Genomic DNA, 20,235 nt, shown 5'->3' with positions numbered 1-20,235 from the left:
GTCCGCAGGACCTTCAGGCCCTCAAGAGCGCGTCCGCTACGCGGCCGATCGCAGCCTGCGGCAGCGGCTACAAATCACATGGACACTGCATGACCTCGCTGACCCTCACCGACCTGACCTGGACACCCCTGGGCCAGGGCCGCTGCCATCACCAGTTCCAGCTGCGTGAGGCCAGCCTGCGGGTGGCGCCGGGTGAGTTCGTCGGCCTGATCGGCCCCAACGGCAGCGGCAAGACCAGCCTGCTGCGGTGCAGCTATCGCTTCAGCAAACCGCAACAGGGCGAAGTCCTGCTCGATCACTACAACGTCTGGAAACAACCGCCGCGCTGGTGTGCCCAACGCATCGCGGTGGTGTTGCAGGAGTTTCCCGACGCCTTCGGCCTGACCGTCGAAGAGGTGGTCGCCATGGGCCGCACGCCGCACAAGGGACTGTTCGACGGCGACAGCGCGCAAGACCGCGACATCGCCCGCCAGGCCCTGGAATCGGTGGGCCTGCTGGGCTTCCAGCAGCATGCCTTCGCCACCCTGTCCGGCGGCGAAAAACAGCGGGTAATCCTGGCCCGCGCCCTGGCCCAGCAACCGCAGTTGCTGATCCTCGACGAGCCGACCAACCACCTCGACCCGCGCTACCAGCTGGAACTGCTGCAACGGGTCAAGCGCCTGGGCATCGGCACCCTCGCCAGCATCCACGACCTGAATCTGGCCGCGGCCTTCTGCGACCGCCTGTACGTGCTCGACCACGGTCGCATCGTCGCCAGTGGCACCCCGGCCGAAGTCCTGACCCGCGAGCTGCTGCGACAGGTGTTCGGCGTCGAGGCCCTGGTCGACCAACACCCACTCTCCGGCTACCCACGAATCACCTGGATAACCCAACCATGACCCTGCGCGCGCTCTTTCGCTCCAGCCTGTGCCTCGCCCTGTCGCTGGCCGCCGGCCAGGCCTTCGCCGAAGCCACCCGTTACCCGCTGACCATCCACAGTTGCAACCGCGAGGTGACCTTCAAGGAGGCGCCGAAACACGCCCTGAGCCACGACATCAACATGACCCAGATGATGCTCGCCCTCGGCCTCAAGTCGCGCATGGTCGGCTACAGCGGCATCAGCGGCTGGAAGGCGGTGACCCCACAGATGCGCAGCATCCTCGACGGCCTGCCGGAACTGGCGGCCAAGTACCCCTCGGTGGAAACCCTGCTCGACGCCAACGTCGACTTCTTCTTCGCCGGCTGGGACTACGGCATGCGCGTCGGCGGCGACCTGACCCCACAGACCCTGGCGCCGCTGGGCATCAAGGTGCTGGAGCTCACCGAGTCCTGCGCGTTCGTGATGAAGCGCCCGCCGGCCAGTCTCGACGACACCTACAACGACCTGCGCAACCTGGGCAAGATCTTCGACGTGCAGGACCGCGCCAACCAGCTGATCGCCGACATGCAGCAACAGGTCGCCGCGATCCAGCAGGACCTGGCGCCGGAAAAACCGCGGGTGTTCCTCTACGACAGCGGCGAAGACCGCGCCATGACCTCCGGCCGCCTGGGCATGCCCCAGGCGCTGATCGCCGCCGCCGGCGGGCGCAATATCCTCGACGACGTCGAGGCCAGCTGGACCCGGGTCAACTGGGAGACCGTGGTCGAGCGCAACCCGCAGGTGATCGTGATCGTCGACTACAGCGAAATCAGCGCCGAGCAGAAACAGCGGTTCCTGATGGACAACCCGGCGCTGCAAGCGGTGGACGCGATCAGGAACCAGCGCTTTATCGTGATCCCCTACGTGCAGGCCACACCGGGCATCGACAACGTCGAAGCGGTACAAACCCTGGCCAAGGGTTTCCACGGCGCATGATCGATCGTCGTTATGCCGGGTTGCTGGCGGCCCTCGGCGTGTTGCTGCTGGCGTCCTGCGTGTTGTCGCTGGGTTTCGGTTCGGCGCGGGTGCCGGCGGACGTGGTATGGCGGATCCTGCTGCACAAGGTCTTTGGCCTGGGCGAGGTGGACTGGAGCGCCGGCCAGGAACACATCGTCTGGCTGATCCGCGTGCCGCGCATGCTCTTGGGCGCGCTGGTCGGCGCCGGGCTGGCGCTGATCGGCGCGGTGCTGCAAGCGGTGACGCGCAACCCGCTGGCCGACCCGCACCTGCTCGGCGTGACCTCCGGCGCCACCCTGGGGGCGGTGATCGTGGTGCTGCATGTGGGCGAAATCGTCGGTCTGCTGACCCTGCCCATCGCGGCCTTTATCGGTGCGCTGGCAAGCATGCTGCTGGTGCTCGGGATCGCCGCGCGCCATGGCCGGCTCGACAGCGACCGCCTGCTGCTGTGCGGGGTGGCGGTGTCGTTCGTGATGATGGCGGCGGCCAACCTGCTGCTGTTCATGGGCGACCACCGCGCCAGCTCGGCGGTGATGTTCTGGATGCTCGGCGGGCTGGGGCTGGCGCGCTGGGAGCTGCTCGCGGTGCCGGCGGCCAGCGTGCTGCTGGGCCTGGCCTTGCTGCTGGGCATGGCGCGGCCGTTGAACGCGCTGATGGCCGGCGAGCAGACCGCCGTGACCCTCGGCCTGAACGCGCGCAACGTGCGCCTGAAAGTGTTCCTGATCGCCTCGCTGATGACCGGGGTACTGGTGTCCATCAGCGGCTCCATCGGTTTCGTCGGGCTGATGGTGCCGCATATCGCCCGACGCCTGGTCGGTGCCGAGCATCGTCGATTGCTGCCGGTGTGCGTGCTGCTGGGCAGCGTATTCCTGGTCTGGGTGGATGTTGCCGCCCGCACCCTGATCGCCCCCGAAGACCTGCCCATCGGCGTCGCCACCGCGGCCATCGGCGGGCTGTTTTTCATCGGCCTGATGCGTCGGCGCTGAACGCTTCACACCTATTGACGGACGGCTCTCTGTAGCCGCTGCCGAAGGCTGCGATCGCGACCGAAGGGCGCGCAAGGTTTCAAGATCGCCGAAGGCCTTCGGCCTTATCGCAGCCTGCGGCAGCGGCTACACAAGCCAAGGCCGGCAGCACCAACCCGGCGCACCAGGGCGCACCACGGACTCTTCATGGCCCCGCAATGGTGCGCCGCCCCTGCTGCTCCGCGCCGTAAAAGCGACATTTCCATGCCCCGCGCCGACTCGGCACACCCCTTGCAAAACAGCCCTTCAGTAGTCCGCATCTGCCCACTTAGAAAACTCATAAGTTCATGGAGATCGCACAATGAAGCGTCGCAGCTTGATCAAGGCTTTCACACTCTCGGCAAGCATTGCCGCAATGGGCATGGCCTGGACCGTCCAGGCCGCCGAGACCATCAAGGTCGGCATCCTGCACTCGCTGTCGGGGACCATGGCGATCTCCGAAACCTCGCTCAAGGACATGGCGTTGATGACCATCGACGAGATCAACGCCAAGGGCGGCGTCAACGGTAAAAAACTCGAAGCAGTGGTGGTCGACCCGGCCTCCAACTGGCCGCTGTTCGCCGAGAAGGGCCGCCAGTTGCTGACCCAGGACAAGGTCGCGGTGGTGTTCGGCTGCTGGACCTCGGTGTCGCGCAAGTCGGTGCTGCCGGTGTTCGAGGAACTCAACGGCCTGCTGTTCTACCCGGTGCAATACGAAGGCGAAGAGATGTCGCCAAACGTCTTCTATACCGGCGCCGCGCCGAACCAGCAGGCGATCCCGGCGGTGGAATACCTGATGAGCGAAGACGGCGGCAGCGCCAAGCGCTTCTTCCTGCTCGGCACCGACTACGTCTACCCGCGCACCACCAACAAGATCCTGCGCTCGTTCCTGCATTCCAAGGGCGTGGCCGACAAGGACATCGAAGAGGTCTACACCCCGTTCGGCCACAGCGACTACCAGACCATCGTCGCCAACATCAAGAAGTTCTCCGCCGGCGGCAAGACCGCGGTCATCTCCACGGTCAACGGCGATTCCAACGTGCCCTTCTACAAGGAACTGGCCAACCAGGGCCTGAAAGCCACCGAGGTGCCGGTGGTGGCCTTCTCCGTGGGCGAGGAAGAACTGCGCGGCATCGACACCAAGCCGCTGGTGGGCAACCTCGCGGCCTGGAACTACTTCGAGTCGGTGGAGAACCCGGTGAACCAGAAGTTCGTCGCCGACTGGAAAGCCTACGCCAAGGCCAAGAACCTGCCGGGCGCGGATAAAGCCGTGACTAATGACCCGATGGAAGCCACCTACGTCGGCATCCACATGTGGGCCCAGGCGGTGGAAAAAGCCAAGTCCACCGACGTCGACAAGGTCCGCGAAGCGCTGGCCGGGCAGACCTTCGCCGCGCCGTCGGGCTACACCCTGACCATGGACAAGACCAACCATCACCTGCACAAGCCGGTGATGATCGGCGAGATCCAGCCCGACGGGCAGTTCAGCGTGGTCTGGCAGACCGAAGGCCCGATCCGCGCCCAGCCGTGGAGCCCGTTCATCCCGGGCAACGACAAGAAGCCGGATTACGCGGTGAAGAGCAACTAAGCACCGGATGGACGCCGGCCCTCCCAGGTCCGGCACAACCCCTGTAGCCGCTGCCGCAGGCTGCGATCGGCCTCGAAGAGGACGTGCTCTTGAGGCCCTCGGAAGGTCCTGCGGACCTTATCGCAGCCTGCGGCAGCGGCTACAGAACCCTGCACAGGTCCACGCCTGTCCGCGTAAGGCTAACGATATGCCCACTGCCTTTTACCGACTCATCCTCGCCTGCCTGCTGTTGCTGCCCTTGGTGGCCAGGGCCGGCGACGCCGAAGACTTCGTCGCGGCCAACCCTGCCCAGCAAGCCAGCCTCCTGGAAAGCTGGGCCGCACAGCCCGACCCGGCGCGCCTCGAACTGCTCGGCGCCTTGCAACAAGGCCAGTTGAACATCGCCGGCGAAGCCAAGACCCTGCGCCTGAACAACCGCCTGCGCGGCCTGATCGACACCGCCGTGGCCAGCCATCAACTGCTCGCCGCCGACGCCAGGATCCGCCTGGCCGCCGCCCGGCAATTGCAGAAAAGCGCCAAGCCGGCGCAGCTGAAATTCCTCGGCGCGCAACTGGCCGCCGAGCAGGACCCGGGCGTGCACGACGCCCTGAGCCTGGCCCTGGCCAACCTGCAACTGGCGGACGCCGACCCGGCCGTGCGCCTGGCTGCGGTGCGCCTGTTGGGCGAAACCGGCGACCCGCTGGCCCGCACCCGTCTCGAAGGCCTGCTCGAAGCCGGGGCCGAAACCGACGCCGCGGTACGCACCGCCGCCGAAACCAGCCTGGCCCAGGTCAAGCGCAAGCTGCTGGTGGGCGAGGTCCTCGGCCAGGCCTTCAGCGGCCTGTCCCTGGGCTCGATCCTGTTGCTCGCGGCGCTGGGCCTGGCGATCACCTTCGGCCTGCTCGGGGTGATCAACATGGCCCACGGCGAGATGCTGATGCTCGGCGCCTACGCCACCTACGTGGTGCAGTTGCTGTTCCAGCGCTATGCCCCGCAAGCCATCGAGTTCTACCCGCTGCTCGCCCTGCCGGTGGCGTTCTGCGTCACCGCCGGCATCGGCATGGCCCTGGAACGCACGGTGATCCGCCACCTGTACGGCCGGCCGCTGGAAACCCTGCTGGCCACCTGGGGCATCAGCCTGATGCTGATCCAGCTGGTGCGCCTGGTGTTCGGCGCGCAGAACGTCGAGGTGTCGAACCCGGCCTGGCTCTCGGGGGGCATCCAGGTGCTGCCCAACCTGGTGCTGCCGTACAACCGCATCGTGATCATCGCCTTCGCGCTGTTCGTGGTGGTCCTCACCTGGCTGCTGCTGAACAAGACCCGCCTGGGCCTGAACGTGCGCGCCGTCACCCAGAACCGCAACATGGCCGCCTGCTGCGGCGTGCCGACCGGCCGGGTGGACATGCTCGCCTTCGGCCTCGGCTCCGGTATCGCGGGCCTGGGCGGCGTGGCCCTGAGCCAGATCGGCAACGTCGGCCCGGACCTGGGCCAGAGCTACATCATCGACTCGTTCCTGGTGGTGGTGCTCGGCGGCGTCGGCCAGTTGGCCGGCAGCGTGTTCGCCGCGTTCGGCCTCGGCATCGCCAACAAGATTCTCGAACCACAGATCGGCGCCGTGCTCGGCAAGATCCTGATCCTCGCGCTGATCATTCTGTTTATCCAGAAACGTCCGCAGGGACTCTTCGCTCTCAAGGGACGGGTGATCGACTGATGAACCAGCCTCTATTGATAACCGCAACGCAAAAGGCCGGCCCCAAACTCACGGTCACCGTCGGCGCCCTGATCCTCGCCGTACTGCTGGCCCTGCCGCTGCTCTCGCTGCTGGCGGCGGACAACCCGCTGCACGTCTCGGCGTACACCCTGACCCTGGTGGGCAAGATCCTCTGCTACGCCATCGTCGCCCTAGCCCTGGACCTGGTCTGGGGCTACGCCGGGCTGCTGTCCCTGGGCCACGGGCTGTTCTTCGCCATCGGCGGCTATGCCATGGGCATGTACCTGATGCGCCAGGCCTCGGGCGATGCCCTGCCGGCGTTCATGACCTTCCTCTCGTGGAGCGAACTGCCCTGGTACTGGACCGGCACCGAGCATTTTCTCTGGGCCCTGTGCCTGGTGGTGCTGGCGCCGGGGTTGCTGGCCCTGGCGTTCGGCTTCTTCGCCTTCCGCTCGCGGATCAAGGGCGTGTATTTCTCGATCATGACCCAGGCCCTGACCTTTGCCGGCATGCTGCTGTTCTTTCGCAACGAGACGGGTTTTGGCGGCAACAACGGCTTCACCAACTTTCGCAGCATCCTCGGTTTCGGCATCACCGAGCCTGGGACCCGCGCGGTACTGTTCCTGGCCACCGTGCTGTTGCTGGTGGCCAGCCTGTACAGCGGCTGGCGCCTGGCGCGGAGCAAGTTCGGCCGGGTCCTGACCGCGCTGCGCGACGCCGAGAACCGCCTGATGTTCTGCGGCTACGACCCGCGCGGCTTCAAGCTGTTCGTCTGGGTCCTGAGCGCAGTGCTGTGCGGCCTGGCGGGGGCCTTGTACGTGCCGCAGGTGGGCATCATCAACCCCAGCGAAATGTCGCCGACCAACTCCATCGAGGCCGCCGTGTGGGTCGCCCTGGGCGGACGCGGCACGCTGATCGGCCCGCTGCTCGGCGCCGGCGTGGTCAACGGCATGAAGAGCTGGTTCACCGTGGCCTTTCCCGAGTACTGGCTGTTCTTCCTCGGCGCGCTGTTCATCGTCGTGACCCTGTACCTGCCTAAAGGCGTGATCGGCTTGCTGAAAAAGAGGGGCGAATCATGAGAATCACACCGACGGCGGACTTCATGCTCGAACCCATCCTCGATCCCAATAAGGATGCGGGCGCCAGCCGCGACGCCATCGGCCTCGGCCAGGCCGCCGGCAAGGGCCTCAATACCCGCCACGGCACCATCCTGACCCTGGAAGACATCAGCGTCAGCTTCGACGGTTTCAAGGCCCTCAACGACCTGAACCTCTACATCGGCGTCGGCGAGTTGCGCTGCATCATCGGCCCCAACGGCGCCGGCAAGACCACCCTGATGGACGTGATCACCGGCAAGACCCGGCCCACCCACGGCAAGGCCTGGTTCGGCGAAACCCTGGACCTGACGCAGATGAGCGAGGTGCGGATCGCCCAGGCCGGGATCGGCCGCAAGTTCCAGAAACCCACGGTGTTCGAGGCCCTGAGCGTGTTCGAGAACCTGGAGCTGGCGCAGAAGACCGACAAGTCGGTGTGGGCCTGCCTGCGGGCGAAACTCTCCGGCGAGCAGAAAGACCGCATCGGCGAGGTGCTGGAGACCATTCGCCTGACGGCTTCGGTGGAGCGCCAGGCCGGCCTGCTGTCCCACGGCCAGAAGCAGTTCCTGGAGATCGGCATGCTGCTGATGCAGGACCCGCAACTGTTGCTGCTCGACGAGCCGGTGGCGGGCATGACCGACGCCGAGACCGAATTCACCGCCGAACTGTTCAAGCGCCTGGCGGGCAAGCATTCGCTGATGGTGGTGGAGCACGACATGGGCTTCGTCGGCGCGATCGCCGACCACGTCACCGTGCTGCACCAGGGCAGCGTGCTGGCTGAAGGGTCATTGGAACACGTGCAGGAAAACCAACGGGTGATCGAGGTCTACCTCGGCCGCTGACCTCACGAACACCACATCCCTGTAGCCGCTGCCGAAGGCTGCGCAAGGTCCGCAGGACCTCCTGCGATCTAAGAGCGGCGCCCGCTGCGCGGTCGTGCGCAGCCTTCGGCAGCGGCTACAAGGTCCGGCACAAGACAGAAGGAATTCGACATGCTGCAAGTCGACACGCTGCACCAGTACTACGGCGGTAGCCATATCCTGCGCGGGCTGAGCTTCGAGGCGAAGATCGGCGAAGTCACCTGCCTGCTCGGGCGCAACGGGGTGGGCAAGACCACCCTGCTCAAGTGCCTGATGGGCCTGCTGCCGGCCAAGGACGGCGCGGTGCGCTGGGAAGGCCAGGCCATCACCGGCTACAAGCCGCACCAGCGGGTGCATGCCGGCATCGCCTACGTGCCCCAGGGCCGGGAGATCTTCGGCCGCCTGACGGTGGAGGAAAACCTGCTGATGGGGCTGTCGCGCTTCCCCGGCTCCGAGGCCAGGGAAGTGCCGGCCTTCATCTACGAGTTGTTCCCGGTGCTGCTGCAAATGAAGCAGCGGCGCGGCGGCGACCTGTCGGGCGGCCAGCAGCAACAACTGGCCATCGGCCGGGCCCTGGCCAGTCGGCCACGGCTGCTGATCCTCGACGAGCCCACCGAAGGCATCCAACCCTCGGTGATCAAGGAAATCGGCGCGGTGATCAAACAGCTCGCGGCCCGCGGCGACATGGCGATCCTGCTGGTGGAACAGTTCTACGACTTCGCTGCCGAGCTGGCCGACCAGTACCTGGTGATGTCCCGCGGCGAAATCGTCCAGCAGGGCCGCGGCGAAAATATGGAGGCCGAGGGTGTGCGCGGCTTAGTCACGATCTAAGTTAGGATCTAACCTGTAGCATCCAGACCATAAACACGAACCATGAACCAACCTGCCCACACTGCCCTGTTCACCCCCAGCTGGCACGCCGAACTGGAGCTCGGTTATGCCCGCCGCGGCGACTGCACGCGCCCGGTGCTGCGCCGGCACCAGGGGCCGCTGCGGGTGCAGAAGCACCTGTACGCCGAAGGCCCCGAGGTCTGCCAGCACATCATCGTGCACCCGCCCGGCGGGATTGCCGGCGGCGACCGCCTGGCGATCAGCGCCAGCGTCGACAGCGGGGCCTGGGCCCAACTGACCAGCCCCGGCGCGGCCAAGTGGTATCGCGCCACCGGCCCCGCCTATCAGACCCTGGCGCTGCGCGTCGCCGCCGGTGCCACACTGGAATGGCTGCCCCAGGAAACTATCGTGTTCAGCGCCGCCCAGGCCGAGCTGGGCACGCGCATCGAACTGCAAGGCAATGCGCGGCTGTTCTACTGGGACGTGGTCGCCCTGGGCCGGCCCGCCAGCGGCGAGCGTTTCGAGCGCGGGCATTTCCAGGCGCACCTGGATATCCGCCGCGACGGCCAGTTGCTCTGGCACGAACGCCAGCGCATTGTCGGCGGCGACGGTTTGCTCGATTCGCCGATCGGCCTGGGCGGCCAGCCGGTGTTCGCCACCTTGCTGGTGACCGGCGAGGTCGACCCGGAGCTGCTGGAGCGTTGCCGCTCGTTGCCGCACCCGGTGCGCGGCGACCTGACGCAACTGCCCGGCCTGCTGGTGGCCCGCTGCCTGGCCAGCGAAGCGCTGCAAGCCCGCGCCTGGCTGATCGAGCTGTGGCGCTTGCTGCGCCCCGCCCTGCTGGGCCGCGAAGCCGTGCCGCCGAGGATCTGGAGCACATGAACAGCACTGGCAGGACCGCACCACGAACCTGTAGCCGCTGCCGCAGGCTGCGTAAGGTCCGCAGGACCTCCTGCGATCTCAAGGGCGGCGCCCGCTGCGCGGTCGTGCGCAGCCTGCGGCAGCGGCTACAAAGACCTGCCCGCCCATTTTTCAATGGCCTCACAACGGATTGCCAACGATGGACCTGACCCCACGCGAAAAAGACAAACTGCTGATCTTCACCGCCGGCCTGGTGGCCGAACGGCGCCTGGCGCGCGGTGTGAAGCTCAATTACCCGGAGGCCATGGCCTACATTTCCGCGGCGTTGCTCGAAGGCGCCCGCGACGGCCAGACCGTGGCCGAGCTGATGCATTACGGCACCACCCTGCTCAGCCGCGAGCAGGTGATGGAAGGCATCCCGGAAATGATCCCGGAGATCCAGGTGGAAGCGACCTTCCCCGACGGCACCAAGCTGGTCACCGTCCACCAACCGATCGCCTGAGGCCGCACCATGACGTACTCCCTGCGCGATGCCGTGCACGCCGACCTGCCGGCGATCCGCGACATCTACAACGACGCCGTGCTCAATACCACGGCGATCTGGAACGAACAGCCCGTGGACCTGGGCAACCGCCAGGCCTGGTTCAGCGCCCGCCAGGCCCAGGGTTATCCGATCCTGGTGGCGGTCGACGCCGACCAAGGTGTGCTCGGCTATGCCTCGTTCGGCGACTGGCGGCCCTTCGAGGGCTTTCGCCATACCGTCGAGCATTCGGTCTATATCCGTAGCGACCAGCGCGGCAACGGCCTCGGCCCGCGCCTGATGCAAGCGCTGATCGAACGCGCCGGCGCCTGCGACAAACACGTGATGGTCGCGGCCATCGAAAGCGGCAACGCCGCTTCGATCCGCCTGCACGAACGCCTGGGTTTCGTCACCACCGGACAGATGCCGCAAGTGGGCACCAAGTTCGGTCGCTGGCTGGACCTGACGTTCATGCAGCTGACCCTCGATCCGGGGGCGCTGCCGCCCACCGTCCACAAGGAGTGAACACCGATGAACGCTGCCCACTTGCGTCGAGTCCATGCGGAGAGCTTTGCCCACTATCGTCAGGGCTTGATTGATCTGTTGTTCGACGCCGTGGAGCACGGCGCCTCGGTCGGTTTCCTGGCCGACCTCGACCAGGAACAAGCCCGCGCCTATGTCGCCAGCGTCCAGGCCAGCGTGGCGGACGGCAGCCTGTTGCTGTGGGTGGTGGTGCAGGACGAAAAGGTCCTGGCCAGCGTGCAACTGGCGCTGTGCCAGAAGCCCAACGGCCTCAACCGCGCCGAGGTGCAGAAGCTGCAAGTACGCCACGACGCCCGCCGCCGCGGCATGGGCCAGCAACTGATGAACGCCGTGGAACACGCGGCGCGCCAGCACAAGCGCGGCCTGCTGTACCTGGACACCGAAGCCGGCTCGGACGCCGAAGCCTTCTACCGCTCGCTGGGCTACACCCGCGTCGGCGAACTGCCCAACTACTGCCAAAGCCCGGACGGCACCTACAGCCCGACCGCCATTTACTTCAAGACTCTGGGGCAACCCGTATGATTCCAGGCGAATACCAGATCCAGCCCGGCGACATCGAACTCAACGCCGGCCGCCGCACCCTCAGCCTGAGCGTCGCCAACAGCGGCGACCGGCCGATCCAGGTGGGCTCGCACTATCACTTCTTCGAAACCAACGACGCCCTGACTTTTGATAGACCGAGCACGCGAGGCATGCGCCTGAATATCCCGGCCGGCACCGCCGTGCGCTTCGAACCGGGACAGACCCGGGAAGTCGAGCTTGTCGACCTGGCTGGGCATCGCAGGGTGTTCGGGTTTGCCGGGCGGGTCATGGGCGACCTTTGAGGTGTATGGCCTGTTCTGACGCTATCGCGGGCAAGCCTCGCTCCTACAGGGAAATGCGATCACCTGTAGGAGCGAGGCTTGCCCGCGAATAGCGAGCTACGCGAGCGGTCTCAAATCCAATTGAATCCCAAGGCAAGCACATGAAGATTTCAAGACAAGCCTACGCCGACATGTTCGGCCCCACCGTCGGCGACAAGGTGCGCCTGGCCGACACCGAGCTGTGGATCGAAGTCGAGAAGGACTTCACCACCTACGGCGAAGAAGTGAAGTTCGGCGGCGGCAAGGTGATCCGCGACGGCATGGGCCAGGGCCAGTTGCTGGCGGCCGAGGTGGTCGACACCCTGATCACCAACGCGCTGATCGTCGATCACTGGGGCATCGTCAAGGCCGACGTCGGCCTCAAGGACGGGCGCATCGCCGCCATCGGCAAGGCCGGCAACCCGGACATCCAGCCCGACGTGACCATCGCCGTCGGCGCCAGCACCGAAGTGATCGCCGGCGAGGGCATGATCCTCACCGCCGGCGGCATCGACACCCATATCCACTTCATCTGCCCGCAGCAGATCGAAGAAGCGCTGATGAGCGGCGTCACCACCATGATCGGCGGCGGCACCGGGCCGGCCACCGGCACCAACGCCACCACCTGCACCTCGGGGCCGTGGCACATGGCGCGCATGCTCCAGGCCGCGGACGCGTTCCCGATGAACATCGGCTTCACCGGCAAGGGCAACGCCAGCCTGCCCGAACCCTTGATCGAACAAGTCAGGGCCGGGGCCATAGGCTTGAAGCTGCACGAAGACTGGGGCACCACCCCGGCCAGCATCGACAATTGCCTGAGCGTCGCCGACCAGTACGACGTGCAGGTGGCGATCCACACCGACACCCTCAACGAGTCCGGCTTCGTCGAAACCACCCTCGGCGCGTTCAAGGGCCGCACCATCCACACCTACCACACCGAAGGCGCCGGCGGCGGCCACGCCCCCGACATCATCAAGGCCTGCGGCTTCGCCAACGTGCTGCCGAGCTCGACCAACCCGACCCGGCCGTTCACCCGCAACACCATCGACGAACACTTGGACATGCTGATGGTCTGCCATCACCTGGACCCGAGCATCGCCGAGGACGTGGCCTTCGCCGAAAGCCGCATCCGCCGCGAGACCATCGCCGCCGAAGACATCCTCCACGACCTGGGCGCCTTCAGCATGATCAGCTCCGACAGCCAGGCCATGGGCCGGGTCGGCGAGGTCATCACCCGCACCTGGCAGACCGCCGACAAGATGCACCGCCAACGCGGCCCGCTGCCGGGCGACGGCGCCGGCAACAGCAACTTCCGGGTCAAGCGCTACATCGCCAAGTACACCATCAACCCGGCGATCACCCACGGTATCAGCCATGAAGTGGGCTCCATCGAAATCGGCAAATGGGCCGACCTGGTGCTCTGGCGTCCGGCGTTCTTCGGGGTCAAGCCGACCCTGATCCTCAAGGGCGGTGCCATCGCCGCAAGCCTGATGGGCGACGCCAACGCCTCGATCCCGACCCCACAACCCGTGCATTACCGGCCGATGTTCGCAAGCTACGGCGGCAGCCGCCACGCCACCAGCCTGACCTTTATCAGCCAGGCGGCGCTGGCGGCCGGAGTGCCGCAGCAACTGGGGCTGAAAAAGCAGATCGCGGTGGTCAAGGGCTGTCGCGCCGTGCGCAAGACCGACCTGATCCACAACGACTACCTGCCCGAGATCGAGGTCGACCCGCAGACCTATCAGGTCAAGGCCGACGGCGTGCTGCTGTGGTGCGAACCGGCGGATGTGCTGCCCATGGCGCAGCGCTACTTCCTGTTCTAGCAACCCGGCCGCGAGGGCCGCCCGCCGGTCAGGAAGACCGGCTGCCGCCCCGTGTCGAAACGCCGGAGAGCGGCTAGAATTCGAAACGCGTTTCTCTCTCCAGCAGCCTGAAAGGGTTCCCGGCCATGCGTCTATCCGACTTCATCGTGCAACAGGTTGACCGCATCGTTGACGAGTGGGAGCAGTTCGCCAGGACCATCGCCCCGCACACCGATGCGCTGAGCCACTTGCAACTGCGCGACCACGCCAAGTCCATCCTGCTCGCCGCCGCGCAAGACATGCGCACCGCGCAGAGCGCCAGCGAACAGGAAGCCAAGGCCCGGGGCGAAGGCCCGGAAAACAGCCCGCGCCTCGACGAAGCCGCCGCCAGCCATGGCGCGTTGCGCCATGACGTCGGCTTCGACCTGGTCGAGACGATTGCCGAGTTCCGCCACCTGCGTGCCTGTGTGATCCGCCTCTGGGTCGCCAGCCTGGGGACGCCGGACCTGGGTTATTTCCAGGACATGGTCCGCTTCAACGAAGCCATCGACGAAGCCATGGCCGAATCCACCACGGCCTATGCCGAACAGGTCGCGCGCTCGCGGGATATCTTCCTGGCGATTCTCGGCCACGACCTGCGGGCGCCCTTACAGGCGGTGAGCATGTCCACCGAATTGCTGGCGCGCAAATTTGCCCTGGATACCGAGGCACTGGCGTATGTGGCGCGGATCAAGAGCGGTTCCCGGCATATGACGGCGATGGTCGGCGACCTGCTGGAGTTCGTGCGCAGCCGCCTGGGCAGCGGCCTGCCCATCGAGCCGGCGCCCATGGACCTGGCCAGCGCCGCCAAGGCCGCCATGGACGAAGCCTGCGCCGGCCATCCGGAGTGCACGCCGGTGCTGAGTTTCGAGGGCGACAGCCACGGCATCTGGGATCGCGGGCGCATCGAGCAGATGCTGCAGAACCTGATCGGCAACGCCCTGCAACACGGCGGCGCCAACCGCAGCGTGACCCTGAGCATTACCGGCGGTGCCGAGCAGGTGCTGCTGAGCATCCACAACCAGGGCCTGCCGATTCCCCAGGACGCCCTGGCCACGCTCTTCGACCCCTTGGTCCGCAGCTCCGGCGAAGAGCTCGGCGATACCTCCACCAGCCTCGGCCTGGGCCTGTTCATCGTCAAGGAAGTGATCGACGCCCACCAGGGCAGCATCGAGGTCAGCTCCAGCGAAAGCGCCGGCACCACCTTCAGCGTGACCCTGCCCCGGGTCTCCCGCGCCACGTCGTTGTAGCCCCCAAACCTGTAGGAGCGAGCTTGCTCGCGATGAACGATGACGCGGTGAGCCGGCAGAAACGCGGCGCCCGTGCCGACAGAAAACGGCTCAGTCGATTAGCAGGCGCCCCAGGCGTTGCCTGAGCATACGGTTTTCGCTGCGCAGTTCGCGCACTTCGTCGAGCAGTTCCAGCGCCAGGGCGACGCCTTCCCACTCCAGTTGCAGGTCACGCTGCAGCTTGGCGGCGCGCTTGGCGACCGCCAGTTCGTAGTCGGTGAAGCGCCAGTCCCGCGGCGCCGAGCCGTGGGGATCGAGGATCCCGTGCTCGACGATTTCGATCACGTAGGCGGCCGGCAAATTGGCCACCTCGCAGAACTCTTCCATATCCAGCTGAACGATCAGGGTGCTCATGGTCAGCGACTCCTAGGTTTCAGGTCAGAAGTGGTTGCGGATCAGAAATGCTCCCGCGGGTCGAAGGCGGCCTTCTTCGCCAGTTCCTGCCACAACGCCTTGACGTCATCGCTGGCCGCCTTGGGCATCACGGCCTTGAGCTGCACGAACAGGTAACCGCGCTGCCCCGCCTTGTTCGGCAAGCCATGGCCCTTGGCGCGCATGCGCTGACCGTTCTGGCTGCCGGCCGGAACCTTGAGGTTGATCTTGCCGGTCAGGGTCGGCACCGCGACCTCGGTCCCCAGCGCCAGCTCCCAGGGGGCTAGCGGCAAGGTGATGATCAGGTTCTCGCCCTCGATGTCGAACTTCGGGTGGGGCGCGAAACGAATGGTCAGGTACAGGTCGCCATTGGCCCCGCCGCCGATGCCCGGCGCGCCCTGGCCCTTGAGGCGGATGCGCTCGCCGTCGGTGACGCCGGCCGGGATCTTCACGTTCAGGCTCTTGCTGGTGTTGCTCACGTGCTGGCCCGCGGCGTTGTATTGCGGCACCTGGAAGCTGACCTTCTTCGACTCGGTCGACAGGGTTTCCTCCAGGAAGATCGGTAATTCCATTTCCACGTCCTGCCCTCGGCGCCCGGCGCTGCGAGATTGTCCACCGCCGAAACCCGGCCCACGGTTGCCGAAGATCGAACTGAAGAAGTCCGAAAAATCGCCGCCCTCGCCAAAACCGTCCGCCTGAGCGCGACCTTTCCAGCCCGGCGGGCCCTGGAAGGGTTGGCCGTGCTGGCCATAGCGGCGCAGGTCGTCGTACTCGGCCCGCTTGTCCGCGCTTTTCAGCGCTTCATAGGCTTCCGACGCGTCCTTGAACTTGGCTTCGGCGTCTTTTTCCTTGCTGACGTCCGGGTGGTATTTGCGCGCCAGCTTGCGATAGGCGGCCTTGATCGCCTTGTCGTCCGCGGTCGGCTCCACCCCGAGAATCTTGTAATAGTCTTTGAAGTCCATCTAAGGATCACCATCCGTTATCGATATCGCGCGGCGTGACGTACAGCATGCGCTCCTGGCCAGCCTGCGGGCTGACCGATCTCAATACTTGTGACTCACGCGACGCGGCAGAAGTTTATCGGCAGCTGGCGGCGGTTCTTGCGACCGCCCGATCGCTGCCCGGCCCATGCCTGCAAGTTTGGGGTGAAGAATAGTCTTTCAAGGCTGCCGGCTGCCGATTTAGCGGATAACCGGCCTTCGATTCTGCCAACGACTGGCATACACTGCGCGGCCGTTTTTTTAACCGGAACTCGAAAGACATGAAAAACGCATCTGCGGCCCGTGCCTGCGGTATCGACTTCGGCACGTCCAACTCCACCGTCGGCTGGCTGCGCCCCGGCATGGAAACGCTGATTGCGCTGGAAGACGACAAGATCACCCTGCCGTCGGTGGTCTTCTTCAACCTCGAAGAACGCCGTCCGGTGTATGGCCGCCTGGCCCTGCACGAGTACCTGGAAGGCTACGAAGGCCGGCTGATGCGCTCGCTGAAAAGCCTGCTGGGTTCCAAGCTGATCAAGCACGACACCAGCGTGCTGGGCACGGCGATGCCGTTCAAGGACCTGCTGGGCCTGTTCATCGGCCAGCTCAAGGGCCGCGCCGAAGCCGCCGCCGGTCGGGAATTCGAGGAAGTGGTGCTGGGCCGCCCGGTGTTTTTCGTCGACGACGACAGCGCCGCCGACCAGGAGGCCCAGGACACCCTGGCCGAGGTCGCACGCAAGCTGGGCTTCAAGGAAGTCTCCTTCCAGTACGAACCGATCGCCGCGGCCTTCGACTACGAGTCGACCCTGGAGCGCGAAGAGCTGGTCCTGATCGTCGACATCGGCGGTGGTACGTCCGACTTCTCCCTGGTGCGCCTGTCGCCGGAACGCCGCGACCAGGACAACCGCCACGACGACATCCTGGCCACCGGCGGCGTGCATATCGGCGGGACCGACTTCGACAAGCAACTGAGCTTGCAAGGCCTGATGCCGCTGTTCGGCTACGGCAGCCGGATGAAAAGCGGCGCCTACATGCCCACCAGCACCCACATGAACCTGGCGACCTGGCACACCATCAACTCGGTGTATTCGCAGAAGTCCCAGCTGGCCCTGGGCAGCATGCGCTACGACATCGAAGACACCGGCGGCATCGACCGCCTGTTCAAGCTGATCGAGCAACGCGCCGGGCACTGGCTGGCCATGGAGGTCGAAGAGACCAAGATCGAGCTGACCCACGCCGACCAGCGCACGGTGCCCCTGGACCGGATCGAGGCGGGCCTGAGCGTGGACCTGAGCCGGGCGCTGTTCGAGTCGTCCATCGACAGCCTGCTCGAACGCATCCGCACCAGCGTCACCCAACTGCTCGGCGACGCCAACGTCGGCGTCGGCCAGGTCGACACGGTGTTCTTCACCGGCGGCTCCAGCGGCATCCCGGCCCTGCGCCAGAGCGTCGCGGCGATGCTGCCTAACGCCCGCCACGTCGAAGGCAATATCTTCGGCAGCATCGGCAGCGGCCTGGCGATCGAAGCGAAGAAGCGTTACGGCTGAAAAAGCATTGCCTGTAGCCGCTGCCGCAGGCTGCGATAAGGTCCGCAGGACCTTCCGAGGCCCTCAAGAGCGCGTCCGCTACGCGGCCGATCGCAGCCTTCGGCAGCGGCTACAGGGATAGCGTCAGGTCAGACCAACCCCGCCTGCTTCAACTCGCTCTTCAGATAGGCGTAATAGATCGGCCCGGCCACCACCCCCGGGAGGCCGAACGCCGCCTCGAACACCAGCATCGCCAACAGCAGCTCCCACGACTTGGCGCTGATCTGCCCGCCGACGATCCGCGCGTTGAGGAAGTATTCCAGCTTGTGGATAAAGATCAGGTAGCCCAGCGCCGCCGCCGCAACCCAGATCGACAGCGACAGGCCGACGATGGTGATCAGGGTGTTGGAGATCAGGTTGCCGATCACCGGCAACAGGCCCAGCAGGAACGTCAGCACGATCAGGGTCTTGGTCAGCGGCAGCTTGACGCCGAACATCGGCAGGATCAGCGCGAGGAAGATCCCGGTGAAGAAGGTGTTGAGCAGGGAGATCTTGATCTGTGCGAAGACGATGTTGCGAAAGGCCTGGACCAGCAGGTGCAGGCGGTCGAACAGCGCGGCCGCCAGTGGCTTGCGCTTGGTCACGTCGGGCACGCGCTGCAAGGCGATGATCGCCCCGAGCACCATGCCGATCAGCAAGGTCACGAACATGTGCGCCGCGTCCTTGCCCACCAACTGCAATTCGCTCAGGTGCTTGCTGGCCCAGGCGCCAATGGCCACCTGGAACTCCGCCGCGCTGGCTGGCAAATAGGAATCGAGGAACGGCGGCAACTGGCCGCGCGCCTTGTCGACCACGGTCATGAATTTATCCAGGGACGCGCCCGGGTTTTCCGCTTCGTGCAGCAGGAAACTGATGGCGCCGGCGAACAGCAGCGTCAGCACGCTGACCACCAGGGTGCCGAGCAGGGCCACCGCCAACCAGCGCGCCCGCCGCCCTTCGATCAGCCGTTGCAGTTGCGGGGTGAGCATGTTGACCAGCTCGAACACCAGCAGGCCCGCCAGCAGGCTCGGCAACAACCGCAAGGGAAGTACCAGCAACAGGCCGCCGAAGATTATTACCCAACTGAACAACAACAGATGACGCTGAGAAAACGTTGGCATACAGCCTCAAAACAAACAGCGTGAAAGGATTGGCAGTCTGCCAGCGTTGCACTGGCGACGCGAGCGCACCCGGACCGACAGGCGCGGGTTTGCCGACGATCAACGATACAGGGTGTGTCAGGCAAACCGCCGCCACCGGATCGAAGGCAAACGCGCGCCCGCGAGGGGGATGGTTATTTCTTCTTCAGGCAGGTGCTCATGAAGGCTTTGCGCTCGTCGCCCTTGAGGGCCTTGGTGGTGGCGTCGGCGTTACAGGTCTTCATCTTTTCCTGTTGCGTGGCCGGAACGGCGGCCGCGGCCGGAGCTGCCTTCAGGCAGGTGCTCATGAAAGCCTTGCGCTCGTCACCCTTGAGGGCCTTGGTGGTGGCGTCGGCATTGCAGGACTTCATCTTGTCTTGCTGGGCCTGTTGGGCAGCCGTGGCGGCGAACCCCTGGGAGCAGAGCAGCAGACCGACCATCAACAAAGGGATACGCAGCATCTTCATGGAGTTTTCTCCTTGTTACCGCACCGATGGGTACGGCCTCCAGCGCAGTGTAGACAAACCCTGTTACAGGTTCACCTGTTCTGTAGGCTGGCGCGCCGGTACTGCTCCGGGGTGCAACCGGCCTGGCGCTGGAACATCGCGATAAACGCCGAAGCGCTGCTGTAGCCCATGTCGAACGCCACCTCCTGGATACTGCGCGCGCTGTCCAGGGCCTCGATGGACGCCAGGAAACGCAGGCGCTGGCGCCACTCGCCGAAACTCATGCCCAGCTCGCGCACGAATTGCCGGGCCAGGGTGCGCTCACTGACATGGATCTGCCGCGCCCAGTCGGCCAGCGCGCGGTTATCCCCCGGCGCGGCTTGCAACGCTTCCAGCACCGCGATCAGCGCCGGGCTGCTGGCATACGGCAGGTAGCCGTGGTGCACCGGCGCTTGTTGCAGTTGGTCGAGCATCACCTGGGCCAGGCGATTGTCCGCCGCCTGCTCGGGGATCTGCACGTCGCGCGCGGCGAAGTCCTTGAGGATCGCCTTGAGAATGTCGCTGATGGCCAGGGTGCAAGCCTGCGGCGGCAACGCCCGGCACAGCTCCGGGGCCAGGCACACGGCGCGGTACACGATCGGCTGCGGGCTGTAGAAGCTATGCTCGGTGTCCGGCGGAATCCAGATGGCGTACTGCGGCGGCGCCATGAAACGCTGGCCGGCGATCTCCATGTGCATCACGCCGTGGGCCGAGTACTCCAGGCAACCCCAGGGGTGACGGTGCTCCAGCGCATGGCTGTGGGCGTCGAAATCGGCGTAGCGGAAATACACCGGCGCCGGCAGACCGCTGAAGGGCAGCAGGTCGATGTGTTTTCTGCTCATGTGTCCGGATTCAAGGGCGGGTTGTCTGGTTCGG

Annotated in this window: 21 protein-coding genes; 16 read left to right on the top strand and 5 right to left on the bottom strand. The window is 65.7% G+C overall.

Annotated features, from left to right (window positions below):
* Positions 1-89: 89 nt before the first annotated feature.
* The 15 genes from BTN82_RS02780 (at position 90) to BTN82_RS02710 (ending at position 14,779) form a co-directional block, all read left to right on the top strand.
* On the top strand, positions 90-878 hold the full coding sequence (locus tag BTN82_RS02780) for an ABC transporter ATP-binding protein (protein ID WP_075117659.1): 789 nt from the start codon (positions 90-92) through the stop codon (positions 876-878).
* A complete protein-coding gene (locus BTN82_RS02775) occupies positions 875-1,834 on the top strand; it encodes an ABC transporter substrate-binding protein (RefSeq protein WP_075117658.1) in 960 nt (319 codons plus the stop codon). The genes BTN82_RS02780 and BTN82_RS02775 overlap by 4 nt, the downstream gene beginning before the upstream one ends.
* On the top strand, positions 1,831-2,841 hold the full coding sequence (locus tag BTN82_RS02770; RefSeq protein WP_075117657.1) for a FecCD family ABC transporter permease: 1,011 nt from the start codon (positions 1,831-1,833) through the stop codon (positions 2,839-2,841). The genes BTN82_RS02775 and BTN82_RS02770 overlap by 4 nt, the downstream gene beginning before the upstream one ends.
* Positions 2,842-3,181: 340 nt before the next feature.
* A complete protein-coding gene (urtA, locus tag BTN82_RS02765; protein WP_075117656.1) occupies positions 3,182-4,447 on the top strand; it encodes an urea ABC transporter substrate-binding protein in 1,266 nt (421 codons plus the stop codon).
* Between the two features lie 187 nt (positions 4,448-4,634).
* The gene (gene urtB / locus BTN82_RS02760) at positions 4,635-6,137 is read left to right on the top strand and encodes an urea ABC transporter permease subunit UrtB (RefSeq protein ID WP_075117655.1); all 1,503 of its coding nucleotides are present in this window, start codon (positions 4,635-4,637) and stop codon (positions 6,135-6,137) included.
* Positions 6,137-7,216: an urea ABC transporter permease subunit UrtC gene (gene urtC, locus BTN82_RS02755; protein ID WP_075117654.1), complete on the top strand. Its 1,080-nt coding sequence runs from the start codon at positions 6,137-6,139 to the stop codon at positions 7,214-7,216. The genes urtB and urtC overlap by 1 nt, the downstream gene beginning before the upstream one ends.
* On the top strand, positions 7,213-8,073 hold the full coding sequence (gene urtD / locus BTN82_RS02750) for an urea ABC transporter ATP-binding protein UrtD (RefSeq protein ID WP_075117653.1): 861 nt from the start codon (positions 7,213-7,215) through the stop codon (positions 8,071-8,073). Before urtC ends, urtD begins: the two co-directional genes overlap by 4 nt.
* 150 nt (positions 8,074-8,223) lie before the next feature.
* Positions 8,224-8,922: an urea ABC transporter ATP-binding subunit UrtE gene (urtE, locus tag BTN82_RS02745; protein ID WP_075117652.1), complete on the top strand. Its 699-nt coding sequence runs from the start codon at positions 8,224-8,226 to the stop codon at positions 8,920-8,922.
* Between the two features lie 42 nt (positions 8,923-8,964).
* A complete protein-coding gene (locus tag BTN82_RS02740; protein WP_075117651.1) occupies positions 8,965-9,804 on the top strand; it encodes an urease accessory protein UreD in 840 nt (279 codons plus the stop codon).
* 178 nt (positions 9,805-9,982) lie between these two features.
* Entirely contained in the window at positions 9,983-10,285 is a 303-nt protein-coding gene (ureA, locus tag BTN82_RS02735; protein ID WP_007937143.1) for an urease subunit gamma, read from the top strand.
* 9 nt (positions 10,286-10,294) lie between these two features.
* A complete protein-coding gene (locus tag BTN82_RS02730) occupies positions 10,295-10,828 on the top strand; it encodes a GNAT family N-acetyltransferase (protein WP_075117650.1) in 534 nt (177 codons plus the stop codon).
* 6 nt (positions 10,829-10,834) lie between these two features.
* Positions 10,835-11,368: a GNAT family N-acetyltransferase gene (locus BTN82_RS02725; protein WP_075117649.1), complete on the top strand. Its 534-nt coding sequence runs from the start codon at positions 10,835-10,837 to the stop codon at positions 11,366-11,368.
* Positions 11,365-11,670 (top strand): urease subunit beta, encoded by a 306-nt coding sequence (locus tag BTN82_RS02720; protein WP_075117648.1) that lies wholly within the window; start codon positions 11,365-11,367, stop codon positions 11,668-11,670. Before BTN82_RS02725 ends, BTN82_RS02720 begins: the two co-directional genes overlap by 4 nt.
* Before the next feature lie 140 nt (positions 11,671-11,810).
* A complete protein-coding gene (ureC, locus tag BTN82_RS02715; protein WP_075117647.1) occupies positions 11,811-13,511 on the top strand; it encodes an urease subunit alpha in 1,701 nt (566 codons plus the stop codon).
* Positions 13,512-13,636: 125 nt separating this feature from the next.
* The gene (locus tag BTN82_RS02710) at positions 13,637-14,779 is read left to right on the top strand and encodes a sensor histidine kinase (RefSeq protein WP_075117646.1); all 1,143 of its coding nucleotides are present in this window, start codon (positions 13,637-13,639) and stop codon (positions 14,777-14,779) included.
* A 90-nt stretch (positions 14,780-14,869) separates the two neighbouring features.
* On the opposite strand, the gene BTN82_RS02705 is transcribed toward BTN82_RS02710, so the two are convergent.
* On the bottom strand, positions 14,870-15,172 hold the full coding sequence (locus BTN82_RS02705; protein ID WP_075117645.1) for a chaperone modulator CbpM: 303 nt from the start codon (positions 15,170-15,172) through the stop codon (positions 14,870-14,872).
* Positions 15,173-15,213: 41 nt separating this feature from the next.
* Positions 15,214-16,152, bottom strand: coding sequence for a DnaJ C-terminal domain-containing protein (locus BTN82_RS02700; RefSeq protein WP_075117644.1), 939 nt, complete (start codon positions 16,150-16,152; stop codon positions 15,214-15,216).
* A gap of 299 nt (positions 16,153-16,451) precedes the next feature.
* On the opposite strand from BTN82_RS02700, the gene BTN82_RS02695 reads away from it, so the two are divergent.
* Positions 16,452-17,717, top strand: coding sequence for an Hsp70 family protein (locus BTN82_RS02695; protein WP_075117643.1), 1,266 nt, complete (start codon positions 16,452-16,454; stop codon positions 17,715-17,717).
* A gap of 128 nt (positions 17,718-17,845) precedes the next feature.
* Here BTN82_RS02695 and BTN82_RS02690 read toward each other — a convergent pair whose 3' ends face one another.
* The 3 genes from BTN82_RS02690 to BTN82_RS02680 form a co-directional block, all read right to left on the bottom strand.
* Positions 17,846-18,856: an AI-2E family transporter gene (locus BTN82_RS02690; protein ID WP_075117642.1), complete on the bottom strand. Its 1,011-nt coding sequence runs from the start codon at positions 18,854-18,856 to the stop codon at positions 17,846-17,848.
* A 173-nt stretch (positions 18,857-19,029) separates the two neighbouring features.
* Entirely contained in the window at positions 19,030-19,341 is a 312-nt protein-coding gene (locus BTN82_RS02685) for a PsiF family protein (protein WP_075117641.1), read from the bottom strand.
* 71 nt (positions 19,342-19,412) lie between these two features.
* Positions 19,413-20,201, bottom strand: a complete 789-nt coding sequence (locus BTN82_RS02680) for an AraC family transcriptional regulator (protein ID WP_075117640.1) — start codon at positions 20,199-20,201, stop codon at positions 19,413-19,415.
* Positions 20,202-20,235 lie beyond the last annotated feature (34 nt).

Origin of the sequence: Pseudomonas chlororaphis (genome assembly GCF_001921865.1) — a bacterium.
GTDB classification, from domain to species: Bacteria; Pseudomonadota; Gammaproteobacteria; order Pseudomonadales; family Pseudomonadaceae; genus Aquipseudomonas; species Aquipseudomonas chlororaphis_D.
This window is presented reverse-complemented; position numbering and strand designations above follow the sequence as displayed.

Bases quoted from the DNA above. Each gene is read 5' to 3' on its own strand.
- urtA (WP_075117656.1), top strand. From the start codon at position 3,182: ATGAAGCGTCGCAGCTTGATCAAGGCTTTCACACTCTCGGCAAGCATT.
- BTN82_RS02695 (WP_075117643.1), top strand. From the start codon at position 16,452: ATGAAAAACGCATCTGCGGCCCGTGCCTGCGGTATCGACTTCGGCACG.
- BTN82_RS02730 (WP_075117650.1), top strand. From the start codon at position 10,295: ATGACGTACTCCCTGCGCGATGCCGTGCACGCCGACCTGCCGGCGATC.
- BTN82_RS02725 (WP_075117649.1), top strand. From the start codon at position 10,835: ATGAACGCTGCCCACTTGCGTCGAGTCCATGCGGAGAGCTTTGCCCAC.
- ureA (WP_007937143.1), top strand. From the start codon at position 9,983: ATGGACCTGACCCCACGCGAAAAAGACAAACTGCTGATCTTCACCGCC.
- BTN82_RS02780 (WP_075117659.1), top strand. From the start codon at position 90: ATGACCTCGCTGACCCTCACCGACCTGACCTGGACACCCCTGGGCCAG.
- BTN82_RS02770 (WP_075117657.1), top strand. From the start codon at position 1,831: ATGATCGATCGTCGTTATGCCGGGTTGCTGGCGGCCCTCGGCGTGTTG.
- BTN82_RS02690 (WP_075117642.1), bottom strand. From the start codon at position 18,856: ATGCCAACGTTTTCTCAGCGTCATCTGTTGTTGTTCAGTTGGGTAATA.
- BTN82_RS02740 (WP_075117651.1), top strand. From the start codon at position 8,965: ATGAACCAACCTGCCCACACTGCCCTGTTCACCCCCAGCTGGCACGCC.
- urtC (WP_075117654.1), top strand. From the start codon at position 6,137: ATGAACCAGCCTCTATTGATAACCGCAACGCAAAAGGCCGGCCCCAAA.
- ureC (WP_075117647.1), top strand. From the start codon at position 11,811: ATGAAGATTTCAAGACAAGCCTACGCCGACATGTTCGGCCCCACCGTC.
- BTN82_RS02775 (WP_075117658.1), top strand. From the start codon at position 875: ATGACCCTGCGCGCGCTCTTTCGCTCCAGCCTGTGCCTCGCCCTGTCG.
- BTN82_RS02685 (WP_075117641.1), bottom strand. From the start codon at position 19,341: ATGAAGATGCTGCGTATCCCTTTGTTGATGGTCGGTCTGCTGCTCTGC.
- BTN82_RS02705 (WP_075117645.1), bottom strand. From the start codon at position 15,172: ATGAGCACCCTGATCGTTCAGCTGGATATGGAAGAGTTCTGCGAGGTG.
- urtB (WP_075117655.1), top strand. From the start codon at position 4,635: ATGCCCACTGCCTTTTACCGACTCATCCTCGCCTGCCTGCTGTTGCTG.
- urtD (WP_075117653.1), top strand. From the start codon at position 7,213: ATGAGAATCACACCGACGGCGGACTTCATGCTCGAACCCATCCTCGAT.
- BTN82_RS02700 (WP_075117644.1), bottom strand. From the start codon at position 16,152: ATGGACTTCAAAGACTATTACAAGATTCTCGGGGTGGAGCCGACCGCG.
- BTN82_RS02720 (WP_075117648.1), top strand. From the start codon at position 11,365: ATGATTCCAGGCGAATACCAGATCCAGCCCGGCGACATCGAACTCAAC.
- BTN82_RS02680 (WP_075117640.1), bottom strand. From the start codon at position 20,201: ATGAGCAGAAAACACATCGACCTGCTGCCCTTCAGCGGTCTGCCGGCG.
- BTN82_RS02710 (WP_075117646.1), top strand. From the start codon at position 13,637: ATGCGTCTATCCGACTTCATCGTGCAACAGGTTGACCGCATCGTTGAC.
- urtE (WP_075117652.1), top strand. From the start codon at position 8,224: ATGCTGCAAGTCGACACGCTGCACCAGTACTACGGCGGTAGCCATATC.